Here is a 15,433-nt window from a genome sequence, read left to right on the forward strand (position 1 = left end):
CGGATCGCACCCAACTTACGACCGATGCCCCGTCGTAAACACAACGCGCACCTGACTGTCATCACTTGCCCAGTAATCCTCGACCTGAGACAACGGGACCGACTTCACTGCGATCTCGAACTTGCCCGGAATCGTCGCATTGAGCAATTGCGCAATTGCGTTCTGGATACGCAGCATCGGAATGCTGCCGATCCCACTGCCCATCAGTTCGATCGGCGATGACCGGAGCACGGCACTGGGAAGTGCGATCGTGGGTCCGCTAATTGCGCCGATCTGGATGAAGCGGACGGGTACCGCCTCCGGCGCCGCCTTGGCTCCCGCTATCAGCAACAGCTCCGCGCTCGGCCCCCACAGATAGTCGAGAACGACATTGACGCCCGCGTGAAACTGCTCCTGGAACGCTTTTTCAAGCGCGTCTTTTTCTTGCGCGAGACTGATCGTCACGTCGGCGCCGACTGCGTTCAGAGCGCGCAGCGCATCCTCGTTACGCCCGGTCGCGATGACCTTCGCGGCGCCGAGATACTTCGCGATCTGTACCGCGAGACGACCCGATGCACCCGTCGCCCCATTGATCAATACCGTTTCTCCGCTGACCAGCTTCGCGCGCTCGGTCAACGCGGCCCATGACGACATGCCTGGAATCGCGATGGCCGCGGCCGTTATATCGTCGAGTGCCTGAGGCAGCGGAATACAACGCGCCTTCTTGACGATGCACTGCTCGGCCATACCGCCGTAAGGCGCTTCGGGCATCAGAAAATAAACGCGTGTGCCATCTTCGAGCGTGCCGGTACCATCGATGCCCGGCACAAAAGGCAGCGTGCCGGAGCCGCTATAGTGCTTGCCCGATGCACGGCTTTTCGTGACATGGCTCAGCGCCGACGCTGCAACGCTCACGCGTACCGTACCTTCGGCGACGGCTGCTGCGGGTTCGGTGAAATCGGCGTAAACCGGCGCTGTGCCTAACGCTTTAACAAGTGCTGCTTTCATATGTAATCTCCTTTGCCGGGCGTCTGAATGATGCCAACAACGGCGACGAGACAACCCGATATGTGTGTACTATACACATATATCGACTGATGAGGAATGGTTGCGATGAAGAAGGAAATCCGCGAATTGCGTGGAGCGTTGATGGATCTGACCGGGGTTCTCAACCGCCCTCAACCCGATTCCGCACTCATCGAAGCGGCAGGCGTCGATCTGGATCGTGCGCTTTTTCCACTGCTGCTCAGGATCGACCGGTTGGGGCCGCTCGGCATTGTCGAACTGGCAGAACTGGCCGGGCGCGACTACAGCACGGTGAGCCGGCAGGTCGCCAAACTCGAAAGCCTGGGGCTGGTTTCGCGCTGCCCGGATCCCGAAGACAAACGCGTGCGCGCGGCCATCATGACGGATCAGGGGCGAGAGATGACGGCGGCGCTGGACACAGCGCGCCAGAAAATCATCGAGGGGCTGCTTGCCGATTGGGACAAGGAAGACGTGCGGATTCTGACGCGTCTGCTTCGCAGGTTTGCCGACGACGCGCTGGAGTGGGTGGGGACCTTGTAGTGCGTGTTGCACCGTTTGCGCCGCTGCGCTTTCAGCGCACAAGCGTCGCCTGCTCGAGAATCATGTCGTAAAGCGCCTGCGCCGCTGGCGACAGATGGCCGGTCTTGCGTGCGACCAGCGCGAGCGTTCGCGAGACAACCGGATGAGTGAGTTCAACCATCTGCACGGTCGGATAGGCACCCTTCTGGATTGCCAGCCGCGGCACTACCGCCGCGCCCACACCTTGCGCAACGAGCCCCACTGCGGTCGAACTACGCTGCACTTCATAGAACGAACGCAACGCGAGATGACTCGCTTTCAGCGCCTGATCGAGCAACACACGGTTGCCGCTTACCTCGCCGGCGAAGATCAGCGGATAGGGCTGCAGCTGCTTCCACGCAATGCGCCGCCGCTTGGCCAGCGGATGATCCTCGTGGCAGATCAGGACATAGCGGTCTTCGGTCAGCGGTACGCTGGCGAGTTCCGGATGACGTTCGCCCGCGATATTGATGCCGAATTCAGCCTCCCGGCGCAGCACGGCTTCCACAACCGCCGACGACGCGTGATCGAGAATCCTGATGCGATTGTGCGGATAGCGCGCCGAATACGCCTGCAGGATGCGCGGCAGATACTGCACGCCCACGGTCGGCACGCAGGCAATCGACACATCGCCGCGCCGCACGATACCGGTCTCGCGGATCTCGACCAGCGCATCGGCCAGCTCACCCAGTAGCCGCCGCGCCTGCGGCAGAAAATCCCGCCCGATCTCGGTTAAAGCAATCGAACGCGTCGTGCGTTCGATCAGCGTAACGCCGAGAAAATCTTCGAGTTTGCGCAAACGCTGCGTGATGGCTGTCTGGGTGACATGCAGCGCATCGGCGGCGCCTTGAAAGCTGCCCCGATCAGCAACAGCGATAAATGCCTGCACACCGAGGGTATCGATTTTCATAAGAAAAATTGATGAAACCCGCAAATAATTTCATTTTACTGCTCACTGCGTCGCGCTCAAAATGCAGGCACGGCAAAGAACCGATTCCCCACAGGTCCCCGATGAACATCACGATTCTCGACGACTATTTCGACACGCTGCGCGGCCTGCCCTGCTTCCGCAAACTGGACGGCCATACCGTCACCGTGTGGAACGATCACGTGCAGGAAGTGGATGCACTGGCCGAACGTTTGCGCGACACCGAGGTACTGGTACTGATCCGCGAGCGCACCCAGATTCGCGCGCCGCTCATCGCCAGACTGCCGAAGTTGAAGTTAATCAGCCAGCGCAGTGTCTTCCCGCATATCGACATCGACGCGTGCACCGCGCGCGGCGTGATCGTTTCATCGAACCAGCATGCCGGTAGTCCCTCCTACGCCGCTGCCGAGCTGACCTGGGGTCTTGTCATCGCAGCGATGCGTCAGATTCCGCAGCAGATGCAGGCACTGCAAACAGGCCGATGGCAGATCGGCGTGGGTCGAAGCCTGCGCGGACGCACGCTGGGCATCTACGGATATGGGCGCATCGGCGCCGAAGTGGCGCGCTACGGTGCGGCCTTCGGCATGAAGGTGCTGGTCTGGGCCAGAGAAGCCTCGCGGCAGCGAGCGCGCGAAGACGGCTGGGACGTGGCACCCGACAAGCACACCTTCTTCGAAGCTTGCGATGTGATCTCGCTGCACATGCGCCTCGTGAAAGACACGCGCGGCATCGTCACTGCGCAAGATCTCAGCAAGATGAAACCCACTGCGCTGCTGGTCAACACGAGCCGCGCCGGTCTGATCGTGCCAGGTGCACTGGAGCACGCGCTGCAAGCTGGACGCCCCGGTATGGCGGCAGTGGACGTGTATGACGAAGAACCGCTGCGCGATGTGCAGCATCCGCTGCTGCGCCTGCCGAATGTTGTGTGCACCCCGCATATCGGTTACGTCACCGAAGACGAGTACGAGATCCAGTTCTCGGACATCTTCGATCAGATCGTTTCCTATGCGGCTGGGTATCCGATTCACGTGGTCAATCCGGACGTGCTGGCGTGAGGCCGGGCTCGATCTGGTCACGCGCTATCCTGTCCGCACGGAGGTAAACATGGACGATCTTCTCGAACCCCTGATCCTGGACCTGCTGGAATGGATCGGGCCTGGCACCCAGCCTTATAGCGAGGTGCTCGAAGTCTGGCGTACCTCATGCCCACGCCTGCCGATCTGGGAAGAGGCGACTTCGCGTGGATATCTGACGCGTACGCATGCGGCCGGCGGCATTGCCGAGGTAAGCGTCAGCGAGATGGGTACGGCACATTTGCGGGCGAGTCGTGGCGTTGTGCGAGACCGCAAGCATCTGGACAGTTCAACGCCGTGCCCGGGATGATTCTCCCGGAGGGACAGCCTACAGAGGCGGAACCGACCCGAGTTTGTCGGGATTTCTCACGACGTACACGTCGGAAATGCGACCGGCGTGGATCGTGAACGCGTTTGCGGATTCGATTTTCCCGTCGATGTATCGCAGCAAACCAGGTTCACCGTTGATCCACGCCATCCGGTAGACGACTTTCCTGGGAAACGCGTGCTCAAGCGACCAGAAGACTCCGGCGATGCGCGCCGCACCCTTCAGGATCCGGCCGAATGACGATACCTTTCCTCCACCATCGCTCACGAGCTCCACGTCGGGGGCGAGCATCGTCTTCATGGCTTCCCGGTCACCTGTGCTAGCTGCCTGCAAAAAGCGGCTCAGCAGGTCCCTATGTTCGTGCGCTGAGATTTCAAAGCGCGGCCGACCTTCGCGTATGCGTTCACCGGCTCGCCGCACAATTTGACGGCACGCCACCTCTGTCTTTCCCAGGATCGAGGCTATCTCCCGGTAGTCGAGATCGAAGGCTTCCCGCAAGAGGAAAGCGGCTCGCTCATCCGGTGAAAGACGCTCCAGCACCCAAAGAAATGCTACCGAGAGGTCGCTTGAGAATTCGGCGGCCGCTTCAGGTGTGTTTTCGTCTAGTTCAACCAGCGGTTCCGGAAGCCACCACCCGATATAGCTCTGCTGCTCGCTCTTGCGGCTACGCAGACGGTCGATAGAAAGACGGGTGACTACGGTGACTAACCACGCCTCCATCGAGCGCATCGCTGAATGATCTGCTTCATGCCAGCGAAGCCATGCATCCTGGACGACGTCCTCGGCATCGGTGCGGGTTCCCAGCATTCGATACGCGATCCCGAACAACCGGGGCTTTAGCTCGATAAACGTTTGCACGATGTCCATAAAGCGCCTGCAAAAAAGTGTCTGTCACAACTCGATCGATGTATGCGTCTAACAGAGTATGCGGAGCCCAAAGCAAAAGCCGCAAGCGAGAAACTCCGACATCGTCGACTTGACCAACAGGACTATTGAAGATGACTGCAACAACCCGCAATGTGCGACCGGTTACAGAAAAACTTGGCAAAGAAGGTTCCGGCGAACTCGTGCCCTCCCGCTACGCCGTGCGCATAGGTGACCTCGACGTCGTGCTGATCAGCGATGGTGTGCTGCCGCTGCCCACTTCCACCATGTCCACTAATGTGAGCGAAGCAGACCGTAACGAATGGTTCGACGGTCGCTTCCTGCAACGTGACACGTTCGACTGGGCGCTCAATATCGCGCTCATCCGCAGCGGCGAGCGCCTGATCCTGGTCGACTCCGGCGTGGGCGACGGCTTCGAATACTTCACGCGCGCCGGTCGGTCCGTGATGCGCCTGGAAACTGCTGGCATCGATCTGAGCGCGATCACCGATATCGTCGTTACGCATATGCATATGGATCACGTCGGCGGTCTGAACACGGATGGCGTCAAGGCCAGGCTGCGCCCGGACGTGCGCATTCACGTGGCGGCCGCAGAAGTGGCGTTCTGGAAAAATCCGGACTTCAGCAAAACGGTGATGCCGGAGACGGTTCCTCCCGCGCTTCGCAGGGCTGCCGCAAAATTCGTGGCGCTCTACGGCGAAAACATCGTGCAATTCGAGCAGACCGTGGAAGTCGCAGCAGGCGTGTCGGCGCGCGTGACCGGTGGCCATACGCCGGGACACTGCGTCGTGGACGTCGCGTCGAACGGCGAGAAACTGACGTTCGTCGGCGACGCAATTTTCGAAGTCAACTTCGACAATCCCGCCTGGCAGAATGGCTTCGAGCACGATCCTGAGGGCGCTGTTGACGTGCGTATCGCATTGTTCAACGAAGCCGCCGAAACCGGCGCTCTGCTGGCCGCGGCGCACGTTGCATTCCCGTCGATCGGTCACATTGCAAAGCACGGTGACGGTTTCCGTTTCGTGCCCGTGCAGTGGGATTACTGATCGATGCTCGACTATCGATCGTCGGCGCATCGGTTGCGCTGACGATTGCCGGAAAACCGCCGCGAGTTCACAAGGCTCGCGGCGGCTTTTTGCAAACGACGTGTATCGTTCAGGTTTCGTCATTCGAGCACCTCACCCCAAGGTCGGCGACGTCGCCAGACACTGCAGGTCGAGAGCCCTCGTGTGTTCGATCATATAGTCGACGAACACCCGGACTCGAGCGGGAAGATGCTTGCGACTGAGATAGCAGATGTAATGACCATCGTCGCGAGGCGCGTACTGCGCGAGACAGCTAGTCAATCGCCCTTCCCCAAGCAGATCGGACACCTGACAGGCCGGCAACCGCGCGATGCCCAATCCGTCGAGCACAGCCTGCAAGATCAGATCGGCATCGTTGAATGTATGCTGCGCGACGGGTTGGCAACGCCGGGCAATGCCGTCTACCTCGAACTCCCATTCGCTGACACGACCCGACGCCGCCCTGTAGTTGATACAGCGATGTCCCGGCAGCTCGTCGACGTGGCGCGGCAAGCCGTGAATCTTTGCATAGGCAGGTGACGCACAGACGATCATCTGCATCGGCATCAACTGGCGCGCAACGATCTGGCTGTCTTCCATGCGGCCACCGCGAAACGATACGTCGATGCGATCGGCGATGAAATCGGCGGGACGATCGTTCAACAGGAATTCGAGTGCGATCTCGGGATATTGCGTGTGAAACCCCTGCAGCAACGGCGCGACAATCTTGCGGCCGAAGGCGGGGGTCGAGCCGATACGCAGATGGCCCCGGGGTGGTCCGTTGCGCAACTCCCGCATGTCTTCCAGCGCCTGGGCGATACGTTCTATCCCCGGCTGGCAGTTTTCGTAGAAGAGTTCGCCCTCGCGTGTCAGCGACGTACTGCGCGTCGTACGCAGGAAGAGACGCGCATCGAGCAACGCCTCCAGCTTCTGCACGTTGCGGCTGACCGATGAACGACCGATACCCAGGCGATCGCCCGCGCGGGCGAAACTGCCTTCGTCAGCTACAGCCAGAAAGGAAACGACGCCGGCGTAACTGGTCGCAAAGCTGCTTGCGAACGGGTCACCGGCGGCTTCCCGGGGCGGGCATAACAGATCGTCTGGCATGGAAGCGGAAGTTGTGGAGTCCATGCACAACAAGACGGATTCGCGCTGCCATTTGTGACGGGTCCGCCATTCTTTCCATGAAAACGGCGGGCAAGCTTACTTCATCAGCGTGAGGACGGGTGCGCCCTTGTCCTTCAGCAGCATCACGACGAACTTTGCCGGTTTAGTCTTGCTTGCGTTGCGCCCGACCGTATGAATGTCGTCCGGACCTTCGTAGAAAGTCTGCCCGGGCGTCAGCGTGACTTCCTTACCGCCCTTGACCTGCATCACGATCGATCCTTCCAGCACATAGACGAACGCGTACGCATGGTGTTGATGGACGGGATCGGCTGCACCGGGCGGGTACTCGACCGTGATCATCGTGGCTTCCTTGCCTGGGTAATCGTCCAGTGCGCGGGTCATTAACGGCGTGACGATCGCCGTGGGCGCGGCGGCGTACGCCTCGCCCGTCAATGTGCATAGTGCGGCCGCGATGGCCAGTGCGGTGTTTTTCAAGCGACGCATGGTAGGGGAGTTCCGTGAAGAAGATAGTGCAACCCTGCCGATCAGGACAGATTCGCCTTATCGAGGCCAAACGCCTTGTCGGACGAACCGGGCACAGTCTGGAACGCGACGTTCGCGCGGTTCCATCCATTGATCGCCATCACCTCGAACGTCAGGTCCGACAGTTCCTTCTCGGAGAACTGGCTGCGCACGCGCTCGTAGAGATCGTCGGGCACACCGTGTTCGGGCAGTCGGGTCAGCACTTCGGTCCACGCAAGCGCAGCACGTTCGCGCGGCTCGAAGAGTGTCGACTCGCGCCAGACCGGCAGATGATAGATGCGCAGTTCCCGCTCGCCGTGGATGCGCGCTTCCTTCACATGCATGTCGACACAGAATCCGCAACCGTTGATCTGCGACGCCCGGATCGATACGAGGTGGCGAAGCGATTCTTCGATTGCGCTGTCCTTCAACAGATTGCTGAGTTCGAGAAACTTCTTGAACAGCTCCGGTGATTTTTGAATGTAGTTGATACGCTGCGTCATGATCTTTCCTGGCGGCGATGGGTGAGCACCCGGGGTTTGCGGTTGCCGTTACTGGCAATGCGTCGTATAGACCCATGTTAGGCAGACACGGTATGTCGCGGAAGACACGCGCATGCGCTCACCGTGTTGCTCGTTCCGCACCAATCGACAATGTGCGCTTCAGGTGCTCACCTACAGTTCAATCGCTTGACATGATTTCCATATTAGGGATATTTTCCCGTATATGGAAAACATGCTCACCCCCGACGCCAACGCAACAACCTCCTTCGACCGCCAGATCGCCCAGCGCCTGAAGTCACTACGCGCGGCTCAAAACTGGTCACTGGACGAGCTCGCCTCGCGCAGCGCAATTAGCCGCGCGACACTCTCCCGTCTGGAAAACGCCGAAGTCAGCCCGACCGCCAGCGTGCTCGGCAAGCTCTGCACCGCCTACGGCCTGACCATGTCGCGCCTGATGCGCATGGTCGAAGAAGACTTCGCCCCAGTCGTGCGCCGCAGCGCGCAGACCGTCTGGACCGATCCCGAACATGGATTCCGCCGACGCTCGGTCTCTCCGCCTGCGCAAACGCTATCCGGCGAAGCCCTCGCCTGCGAACTCGAAGCCGGCACGCGCATCGAGTACGAAGACACGCCGCGCCCGGGCCTCGAACATCATCTGATCCTGATCGAAGGGCAACTCGCAGTGACCGTCGATGGCCAGACCCACGATCTGCAAGCCGGCGACTGTCTGCGCTACCAGTTGTTCGGCCCGAGCGTGTTCGAAACGCCGCAGACCCATTCCGCCCGCTACTTTCTCTTCATCGTGTGAACCGACATGACGGCTACGTCTACTCTCACCCTCTCGTCGTTCGCTGCAACCGATCTGTCCGCGCATCGACAGGAACTCGGTGCATTGCTACATGCGTGTGTTCACGATGGCGCCAGCATCGGCTTCGTGCTGCCGTTCAATGCGAATCAGAGCGAGGCGTTCTGGACGAACAACGTGTTGCCCGCTGTACAGGCAGGAACGCGGATGCTGCTGGTCGCGCAGCAGGAAGGAAAGATCGCAGGCTCGGTACAGCTCGATTACGACACGATGCCGAACCAGCCGCATCGTGCAGAGGTGCGCAAGCTGCTCGTGCATCCGGCGTGGCGTCGCCAGGGGATTGCGCGCGCATTGATGGCAGAACTCGAACGAAGCGCGCAGGCGCTCGGCCGTAGCCTGCTCACGCTCGACACGCGAACCGGCGACCAGGCAGAACCGTTGTATGCGTCGCTGGGCTACCGGACCGTGGGGGTGATTCCGGGGTATTGCCTCGACACCGTGGAAGACCGTCTCGATTCGACGACGGTCATGTACAAAACACTCTGATTACGCACTAATCTAATCGCACACGGCACCAGGCGGCGCCGTGTACATCGAAACCACATCGAAACTCAACCCGCCGCGACCGCCGCCCGCCGCCGCTTCACCACATAGCCGATCCACATCACGACCAGCCACGCCGGCACGAGCCACACGGAGACCGCGAGGCCAGGCGTCATCGCGAGAATCACGAGCACCATCGCCATGAACGCAAGGCAAACCCAGTTCGCCGCCGGGAACCACAGCGATTTGAACACCAGCGTTTCGCCCGCGGCGATCATCGCCTTGCGCGACTTCAGATGCGTCAAGCTGATCAGTGCCCAGTTCAGTACGAGCGCGGCGACGACCAGCGCCATCAGTACACCAAGCGCCTGGGCCGGAATCAGATAGTTGATGATCACGCAGGCGAACGTCGCGAGCGCCGACAGACCGATCGCCATATACGGCACGCCCCGGCGATCCACCTTCAGCAGCGCACGCGGTGCGTTGCCCTGCTCCGCAAGGCCGTACAGCATCCGGCTGTTCGCATAGACGCCGCTGTTGTAGACCGACAGCGCAGCCGTCAGCACCACCACATTGAGCACGTTCGCGGTCAGCGTCGAGCCGATCTGCGAGAAGATCATCACGAACGGGCTACCGCCCGCAGCAACACGACTCCACGGATACAGCGACAGCAGCACGACAAGCGAGAGGATGTAGAACAGCAGAATCCGGTAGATCACCTGATTCACGGCCTTGGGAATGCTCTTTTGCGGCTCGTCGGCCTCGGCGGCGGTGATCCCGATCAGCTCCAGGCCGCCGAACGAGAACATGATCACCGCGAGCATCATGAAGAGCCCATGAAATCCGTGCGGGAAGAAACCGCCGTCGTTCCACAGGTTGGTGATCGAAGCCTGCGGTCCGCCGTGGCCGCTGATCAGCAGATACCCGCCGAACACGATCATGCCGATCACCGCGACCACCTTGATGATCGCAAACCAGAACTCGGTTTCGCCGTAAGCCTTCACGTTCGCGAGGTTGATCGCGTTGATGATGACGAAGCACACCAGCGCCGAGATCCACGCGGGCACACCGGGCCACCAGTAATGCACATAGGTGCCGACGGCCGTCAGTTCGGCCATGCTCACGAGCACATACAGCACCCAGTAATTCCAGCCCGACAGGAAACCCGGAAAATCGCCCCAGTATTTGTACGCGAAATGGCTGAACGAACCGGCCACCGGTTCCTGCGCGACCATCTCGCCCAGTTGCCGCATGATCATGAACGCGATGAAGCCGCCGATCGCGTAACCGAGGATCATCGACGGGCCTGCCGCCTGCAAGACGCTCGCCGAGCCAAGGAACAGGCCCGTGCCGATCGCCCCGCCCAGCGCGATCAACTGGATGTGGCGATTCTTCAGCCCCCGCTTCAGGCCGTCGTGTTGCTGTGGACTATTCAAGTTGTGCGCCCCGGTGTGTGGATGTCGTGCATCGACGCAGGCTCATGACCCGCTTCGGAAAAACCGAAAATTTTACTGCGCACTGCTTCGGTGCACCTACCTGGGGTCAACCCGTGGTTATGTTATGTCTTCTCGCGTCCGCGCAGCCCGAACGATGGGTGACCACAAGACTTGATATCCAACGCGCATAGGCTCGGCGGTGGTCGAAACCCGACCTTTTGCTCCTCGCCAAATGATATAAGCTGCAAAAATCAGACCTGAAAGGACGACGCTCGAATCGACCGTCGTCTCCATGTTTTTTTCCGCAGTTCAGTGGGTGTCGTCGATAGCAGGAAGCCGTTCCTCAAATCACATCACAACGCGTTCGGGAGAGAAGCATGGATATAACAACCTTTCTGGCTGCATTAGAAAACACCATAGGCAGCTATTTACCGAAGATCGCAGGCGCGCTCGGCATCCTGGCCGTCGGCTGGCTGGTCGCCGTGATCGTCCGCGCCGGGGTACGCAGGCTACTGTCGGCGCTCAAGGTCGACCGGCGCATCGCCGAAAGCACGCAACAGGCAACCCAGGTTGAGAGCATCATCGCCGGCGGTCTGTTCTGGCTCATTCTGCTCGTAACCGCGGTCGCCATCTTCAACGTCCTGAACCTGAGTGCGATCTCCAATCCGTTTTCGCTCCTCGTCACCCGAATCATCAACTACCTGCCGAACCTGATCGGCGGCGCGATACTCGCGCTGATCGCGTGGCTGATTGCGTCGCTGCTGCGCAATGTAGCGTCCAAGGCGCTGCATTCGAGCAAGCTCGACGACAAGCTGTCCGCGTCGGCCGGCATGCGCCCGATGAGCGCCTATCTCGGCGACGTGCTGTTCTGGCTCGTGATCCTGACGTTCATTCCGGCGGTGCTCGCCGCGTTCGATCTGAACGGCCTCCTCGCGCCTGTGCAAAGCATGATCGACAAGCTGCTGGCGATCGTGCCGAATATTTTCGCTGCCGCGGTGATCGGCGGAGTCGGCTGGATTCTCGCGAAAATCCTGCGCGGCCTCGTCGTCAATCTGCTCGAGGCGGCGGGCACGGACAAGCTCACCCAGAACGTCGACAGCCCCACGCCGGTCCGGCTGTCGAGCTTCGTCGGCACGGTGGTCTATATCTTCGTGTTCGTGCCGTCGCTGATTTCCGCACTCGATGCGCTGAAGATCGATGCGATATCGCAACCCGCTACGCACATGCTCGACCAGTTTCTGGCCGCAGTGCCGGACATCGTCGCGGCCGTGGTGATCGTGCTCGTGACGTACTACGTCGCGCGCTTTGTCGCGGTGCTGGTGCAAAAGCTGCTCGGCGCAGCGGGCGTAGACGGATTGCCGGCCCTGCTCGGCCTCGGCAAGGTGCTGTCCGGCGCGCTGCAACCGTCGGTGCTGGCTGCGCGGCTCGTGATCTTCTTTGCGATGCTGTTTGCCGTGGTGGAGGCCGCCAATCGTCTCGGCTTCACCCAGGTCCGCGACGTCGTCACGCTGTTCATCGAGTTCGGCGCGCATATCCTGATGGGCAGCGTGATACTGATCATCGGCTTCTGGCTCGCCAACCTCGCGCGGCGCGTCATCGAGCAAGCCGAGGGCGGGCATAGCGTGCTGCTCGCACGCATCGCACAGTTCGCAATCATCGGGCTCGTGTTCGCGATGGGACTGCGCGCGATGGGGATCGCCAACGAGATCGTGCAACTCGCGTTCGGACTGGTGCTCGGTGCGATTGCGGTCGCTGTGGCGCTGTCGTTCGGGCTCGGCGGACGCGAGGCAGCCGGCAAGCTGCTCGAGCGCTGGTTTAGCGGCGGCGCCAGCAAGGAGTGATCGCCCACACGGATTGCGTCGTTTGCACTTTCGGCGCGACCCGCGTGTCATCGACGCACGTCGACCACCCCTGCGCGGCACAACGCGCGCATGCCAGTTGCCACCCGCGCTGCGCTTCGGTATGTTGCCGTATCCCTTCCCGCTAAAAGGTCCGTCATGTTGCCGAAACGCCTGCTTTACGCTGCCGCTTTATGCGTGCCTCTCATCGCGGTTCAAGCCGGCGCGCAGACCGCGTCGGCACCCGCTGCACCCGCTGCTGCGTCCAATGAGTCTCTCGTTCCCGCTGTGGTCGCGGCCCTCACGCCCGGTGCGGCCGCCATGAGCGGCCCGGTACGCAACATCGTGCTGGTGCATGGCGCGTTCGTCGACGGATCGAGCTGGAACGGCGTGATCGTCGAACTGCAGAAGAAGGGCTACAACGTGAGCGCGGTGCAAAACCCGCTGACGTCGCTGGCCGACGATGCCGATGCGGTTCGCCAGGTACTCTCGCGGCAAACCGGGCCGACGCTGCTCGTCGGTCATTCGTGGGGCGGCACCGTGATCACTGAAGCGGGAGCCGATGCGCCGAATGTGGTCGGCCTCGTCTACATCGCGGCGATCGCACCGGATGTCGGCGAATCGACGTCGGATGTTTTGAAACACGGACCGACGATGCCGATCAACGCGAGCATCGCACCCGACGCCGATGGGTATCTGTGGCTCGATCCGGCGAAGTACCACGACGATTTCGCCGCCGACGTACCGGAAAGTCAGACGCGCGTGCTGTCCGCCGGCGAACAGCCGATCGCCGCGAAGGCCTTCAGCGACCCGGTCACGAAGGCTGCGTGGAAGTCGAAGCCGTCGTGGTACATGGTCGCGACGAAAGACCGTGCCGTATCGCCGGATCTCGAGCAATGGATGGCCAAACGGATCGGCGCAACGGTGATCTCGATTCCGTCGAGCCATCTGGCGCCCGTCTCGCACGCGGTGGAAGTCGCCGTCGCCATCGATCTCGCTGCGCAGAATCTCAACAAACCTTAAGCCTCTCGAACAAAAACGCGCGGGTGACCTGGCAGGTCACCCGCGCGTTTTCTCTTTCAACTCCCGCTCGCGTTAGGACTAACGCAGGTTCGTATTCGCGAGTTCGACCACTTCATCGCCACGGCCGCTCAGCACCGCACGCAACATATAGAGGCTGAAGCCCTTCGCTTGCGCCCACTGGATCTTCGGCGGCATCGCGAGTTCGTGTTTCGCGGTGACGACGTCGACCACAGCTGGCCCCGGATGCGCGAACGCCGCGCGCAATGCCTCGGCCAGCGTCTCCGATTCGGTGACCCGCACGCCGAAGATCCCTGCGCCCTTGGCAATCGCCGCGAAATCGGTGGTGGCCAGATCGGTGCCTGTGTCGAGATAACCGCCCGCCTTCATCTCCATCGCGACGAAACCGAGCACGCTGTTGTTGTAGACGACGATCTTGATCGGCAGATTCAGTTGACGCGCGGTGAGCAGATCTCCGAGCAGCATCGACAGGCCGCCGTCGCCCGATAGCGACACCACTTGCCTGCCCGGTGCCGCTGCCTGGGCACCGAGCGCCTGCGGCATCGCGTTCGCCATCGACCCGTGATTAAACGAACCGTGCAACGAACGACGGCCGTTCATCGTCAGATAGCGCGCGGCCCAGAGTGTCGGTGTGCCGACATCGGCGGTGAATACCGCATCGTCTGCGGCGATCTGGTCGACGAGGCTCGTCAGATACTGCGGATGAATCGGCCGCCCCAGATCGGACGGCCGTGCAAGATCGTCGAGCCCCTTGCGCGCCGCTGCGTAATGCTTGCGTGCACGTTCGATGAAATGCCGCTCGGTCTTGCGCGTGAGTTTGGGCAGCAGCGCCTGCAACGTCGCACGCACATCGCCGACGAGCCCCAGCTTGAGCGGCGCACGACGTCCCAGTGCCTTGCCGCGCCGGTCGATCTGCACGATGTTCGCCTCGGGCGGATAGAAGTTGCGATACGGGAAATCGGTGCCGAGCATCACGAGCGTGTCGCACGACATCATCGCGTGATAACCGGAGCTGAAACCGATCAGCCCTGTCATGCCGACGTCATACGGGTTGTCCCATTCCACATGCTGCTTGCCGCGCAGCGCGTGCACGGTCGGTGCGCCGAGCGTATCGGCCAGCGCGACCACTTCGTCGTGCGCGCCTTCGCAGCCGCTGCCGCACAGCAGCGTGACGCCGCCCGAGTGGTTCAGCAGATCGGCGAGACGGTCGATATCGGCGGCGGCGGGAGTCAACACCGACGCACCGGACGAGCCCGACCACGACGGCGTTTCATCGGGTGCGTCGCTGAGCGCGACGTCGCCGGGCAGCACGATCACCGCGACACCGCGTTCCTCGATTGCCGTACGCATGGCTGTCGCCAGCACACGCGGAAACTGCGCCGGGTTCGACACGAGTTCGACGTAGTGGCTGCATTCCTTGAACAGCTCCTGCGGATGCGTTTCCTGAAAGTAGCCGAGCCCGATTTCCGACGACGGAATGTGCGCCGCAATGGCCAGCACCGGCACGTGGTTGCGGTGACAGTCGAACAGCCCGTTAATCAGATGCAGATTGCCCGGCCCGCAACTGCCGGCGCAGACGGCGAGCTTGCCGGTGGCAGCCGCATCGGCGCCCGCGGCGAACGCGGCGACTTCTTCATGACGCGTATGCATCCAGCGAATCGAGCCGAGCCGGTGCAGGCTGTCGGACAGGCCGTTGAGGCTGTCGCCGGTGACGCCCCAGATCCGCTCGACGCCAGCCGCGGCCAGGGTCTTTGCGAGAAAGTCTGCGATGGTTTGCTTCGCCATGCTGTGCTCCTT

General features: G+C 61.4%; 16 protein-coding genes. 8 read left to right on the top strand and 8 right to left on the bottom strand.

Annotated features, from left to right (window positions below; genetic code table 11):
* Window positions 1-15: 15 nt before the first annotated feature.
* Window positions 16-987, bottom strand: a complete 972-nt coding sequence (locus BWP39_RS05855; RefSeq protein ID WP_096717738.1) for a quinone oxidoreductase family protein — start codon at window positions 985-987, stop codon at window positions 16-18.
* Between the two features lie 105 nt (window positions 988-1,092).
* Between BWP39_RS05855 and BWP39_RS05860 the strand changes: the two genes are divergently transcribed.
* Window positions 1,093-1,545, top strand: a complete 453-nt coding sequence (locus tag BWP39_RS05860; protein ID WP_235851376.1) for a MarR family winged helix-turn-helix transcriptional regulator — start codon at window positions 1,093-1,095, stop codon at window positions 1,543-1,545.
* Between the two features lie 31 nt (window positions 1,546-1,576).
* On the opposite strand, the gene BWP39_RS05865 is transcribed toward BWP39_RS05860, so the two are convergent.
* The gene (locus BWP39_RS05865) at window positions 1,577-2,473 is read right to left on the bottom strand and encodes a LysR family transcriptional regulator (RefSeq protein WP_096717742.1); all 897 of its coding nucleotides are present in this window, start codon (window positions 2,471-2,473) and stop codon (window positions 1,577-1,579) included.
* Window positions 2,474-2,574: 101 nt separating this feature from the next.
* Here BWP39_RS05865 and BWP39_RS05870 point away from each other — a divergent pair, with 101 nt between their 5' ends.
* Together BWP39_RS05870 and BWP39_RS32050 are read left to right on the top strand one after the other, a co-directional pair.
* Window positions 2,575-3,546 carry a D-2-hydroxyacid dehydrogenase family protein gene (locus BWP39_RS05870; RefSeq protein ID WP_096717744.1) on the top strand — a complete coding sequence of 324 codons (972 nt, stop codon included), beginning with the start codon at window positions 2,575-2,577 and terminating at the stop codon, window positions 3,544-3,546.
* 49 nt (window positions 3,547-3,595) lie between these two features.
* Window positions 3,596-3,874 carry a hypothetical protein gene (locus BWP39_RS32050; protein WP_207556607.1) on the top strand — a complete coding sequence of 93 codons (279 nt, stop codon included), beginning with the start codon at window positions 3,596-3,598 and terminating at the stop codon, window positions 3,872-3,874.
* Between the two features lie 18 nt (window positions 3,875-3,892).
* On the opposite strand, the gene BWP39_RS05880 is transcribed toward BWP39_RS32050, so the two are convergent.
* On the bottom strand, window positions 3,893-4,759 hold the full coding sequence (locus BWP39_RS05880; RefSeq protein ID WP_096717746.1) for an RNA polymerase sigma-70 factor: 867 nt from the start codon (window positions 4,757-4,759) through the stop codon (window positions 3,893-3,895).
* A 131-nt stretch (window positions 4,760-4,890) separates the two neighbouring features.
* Between BWP39_RS05880 and BWP39_RS05885 the strand changes: the two genes are divergently transcribed.
* Window positions 4,891-5,823, top strand: coding sequence for an MBL fold metallo-hydrolase (locus BWP39_RS05885; protein ID WP_096717748.1), 933 nt, complete (start codon window positions 4,891-4,893; stop codon window positions 5,821-5,823).
* A 132-nt stretch (window positions 5,824-5,955) separates the two neighbouring features.
* Here the strand turns inward: BWP39_RS05885 and BWP39_RS05890 are convergent, their stop codons facing one another.
* The 3 genes from BWP39_RS05890 to BWP39_RS05900 all read right to left on the bottom strand — a co-directional run bounded on the left by BWP39_RS05890 (window position 5,956) and on the right by BWP39_RS05900 (window position 7,973).
* Window positions 5,956-6,948 (bottom strand): LysR family transcriptional regulator, encoded by a 993-nt coding sequence (locus BWP39_RS05890; RefSeq protein ID WP_096717750.1) that lies wholly within the window; start codon window positions 6,946-6,948, stop codon window positions 5,956-5,958.
* Between the two features lie 96 nt (window positions 6,949-7,044).
* Window positions 7,045-7,452: a cupin domain-containing protein gene (locus BWP39_RS05895; RefSeq protein ID WP_096717752.1), complete on the bottom strand. Its 408-nt coding sequence runs from the start codon at window positions 7,450-7,452 to the stop codon at window positions 7,045-7,047.
* A 41-nt stretch (window positions 7,453-7,493) separates the two neighbouring features.
* Complete coding sequence (locus BWP39_RS05900; protein ID WP_096717754.1) at window positions 7,494-7,973, bottom strand: carboxymuconolactone decarboxylase family protein; 480 nt, start codon at window positions 7,971-7,973, stop codon at window positions 7,494-7,496.
* Window positions 7,974-8,196: 223 nt separating this feature from the next.
* Here BWP39_RS05900 and BWP39_RS05905 point away from each other — a divergent pair, with 223 nt between their 5' ends.
* Together BWP39_RS05905 and BWP39_RS05910 are read left to right on the top strand one after the other, a co-directional pair.
* On the top strand, window positions 8,197-8,781 hold the full coding sequence (locus BWP39_RS05905; RefSeq protein WP_096717756.1) for a helix-turn-helix domain-containing protein: 585 nt from the start codon (window positions 8,197-8,199) through the stop codon (window positions 8,779-8,781).
* Window positions 8,782-8,787: 6 nt separating this feature from the next.
* Window positions 8,788-9,324: a GNAT family N-acetyltransferase gene (locus tag BWP39_RS05910; RefSeq protein WP_096717758.1), complete on the top strand. Its 537-nt coding sequence runs from the start codon at window positions 8,788-8,790 to the stop codon at window positions 9,322-9,324.
* 65 nt (window positions 9,325-9,389) lie between these two features.
* Here BWP39_RS05910 and BWP39_RS05915 read toward each other — a convergent pair whose 3' ends face one another.
* Window positions 9,390-10,757: an amino acid permease gene (locus BWP39_RS05915; RefSeq protein WP_096717760.1), complete on the bottom strand. Its 1,368-nt coding sequence runs from the start codon at window positions 10,755-10,757 to the stop codon at window positions 9,390-9,392.
* 377 nt (window positions 10,758-11,134) lie between these two features.
* Here BWP39_RS05915 and BWP39_RS05920 point away from each other — a divergent pair, with 377 nt between their 5' ends.
* Together BWP39_RS05920 and BWP39_RS05925 are read left to right on the top strand one after the other, a co-directional pair.
* The gene (locus tag BWP39_RS05920) at window positions 11,135-12,598 is read left to right on the top strand and encodes a mechanosensitive ion channel (RefSeq protein ID WP_096717762.1); all 1,464 of its coding nucleotides are present in this window, start codon (window positions 11,135-11,137) and stop codon (window positions 12,596-12,598) included.
* 156 nt (window positions 12,599-12,754) lie between these two features.
* Window positions 12,755-13,618, top strand: coding sequence for an alpha/beta hydrolase (locus BWP39_RS05925; protein WP_096717764.1), 864 nt, complete (start codon window positions 12,755-12,757; stop codon window positions 13,616-13,618).
* 78 nt (window positions 13,619-13,696) lie between these two features.
* Here the strand turns inward: BWP39_RS05925 and poxB are convergent, their stop codons facing one another.
* Complete coding sequence (gene poxB / locus BWP39_RS05930; protein ID WP_096717766.1) at window positions 13,697-15,421, bottom strand: ubiquinone-dependent pyruvate dehydrogenase; 1,725 nt, start codon at window positions 15,419-15,421, stop codon at window positions 13,697-13,699.
* Between the last annotated feature and the right edge of the window lie 12 nt (window positions 15,422-15,433).

Origin of the sequence: Paraburkholderia acidicola (genome assembly GCF_002362315.1) — a bacterium.
GTDB classification, from domain to species: domain Bacteria; phylum Pseudomonadota; class Gammaproteobacteria; order Burkholderiales; family Burkholderiaceae; genus Paraburkholderia; species Paraburkholderia acidicola.

Excerpts from the sequence above, each read along its gene's own strand:
- BWP39_RS05855 (WP_096717738.1), bottom strand. The coding sequence starts at position 987 with ATGAAAGCAGCACTTGTTAAAGCGTTAGGCACAGCGCCGGTTTACGCC.
- BWP39_RS05860 (WP_235851376.1), top strand. The coding sequence starts at position 1,093 with ATGAAGAAGGAAATCCGCGAATTGCGTGGAGCGTTGATGGATCTGACC.
- BWP39_RS05865 (WP_096717742.1), bottom strand. The coding sequence starts at position 2,473 with ATGAAAATCGATACCCTCGGTGTGCAGGCATTTATCGCTGTTGCTGAT.
- BWP39_RS05870 (WP_096717744.1), top strand. The coding sequence starts at position 2,575 with ATGAACATCACGATTCTCGACGACTATTTCGACACGCTGCGCGGCCTG.
- BWP39_RS32050 (WP_207556607.1), top strand. The coding sequence starts at position 3,596 with ATGGACGATCTTCTCGAACCCCTGATCCTGGACCTGCTGGAATGGATC.
- BWP39_RS05880 (WP_096717746.1), bottom strand. The coding sequence starts at position 4,759 with ATGGACATCGTGCAAACGTTTATCGAGCTAAAGCCCCGGTTGTTCGGG.
- BWP39_RS05885 (WP_096717748.1), top strand. The coding sequence starts at position 4,891 with ATGACTGCAACAACCCGCAATGTGCGACCGGTTACAGAAAAACTTGGC.
- BWP39_RS05890 (WP_096717750.1), bottom strand. The coding sequence starts at position 6,948 with ATGCCAGACGATCTGTTATGCCCGCCCCGGGAAGCCGCCGGTGACCCG.
- BWP39_RS05895 (WP_096717752.1), bottom strand. The coding sequence starts at position 7,452 with ATGCGTCGCTTGAAAAACACCGCACTGGCCATCGCGGCCGCACTATGC.
- BWP39_RS05900 (WP_096717754.1), bottom strand. The coding sequence starts at position 7,973 with ATGACGCAGCGTATCAACTACATTCAAAAATCACCGGAGCTGTTCAAG.
- BWP39_RS05905 (WP_096717756.1), top strand. The coding sequence starts at position 8,197 with ATGGAAAACATGCTCACCCCCGACGCCAACGCAACAACCTCCTTCGAC.
- BWP39_RS05910 (WP_096717758.1), top strand. The coding sequence starts at position 8,788 with ATGACGGCTACGTCTACTCTCACCCTCTCGTCGTTCGCTGCAACCGAT.
- BWP39_RS05920 (WP_096717762.1), top strand. The coding sequence starts at position 11,135 with ATGGATATAACAACCTTTCTGGCTGCATTAGAAAACACCATAGGCAGC.
- BWP39_RS05925 (WP_096717764.1), top strand. The coding sequence starts at position 12,755 with ATGTTGCCGAAACGCCTGCTTTACGCTGCCGCTTTATGCGTGCCTCTC.
- poxB (WP_096717766.1), bottom strand. The coding sequence starts at position 15,421 with ATGGCGAAGCAAACCATCGCAGACTTTCTCGCAAAGACCCTGGCCGCG.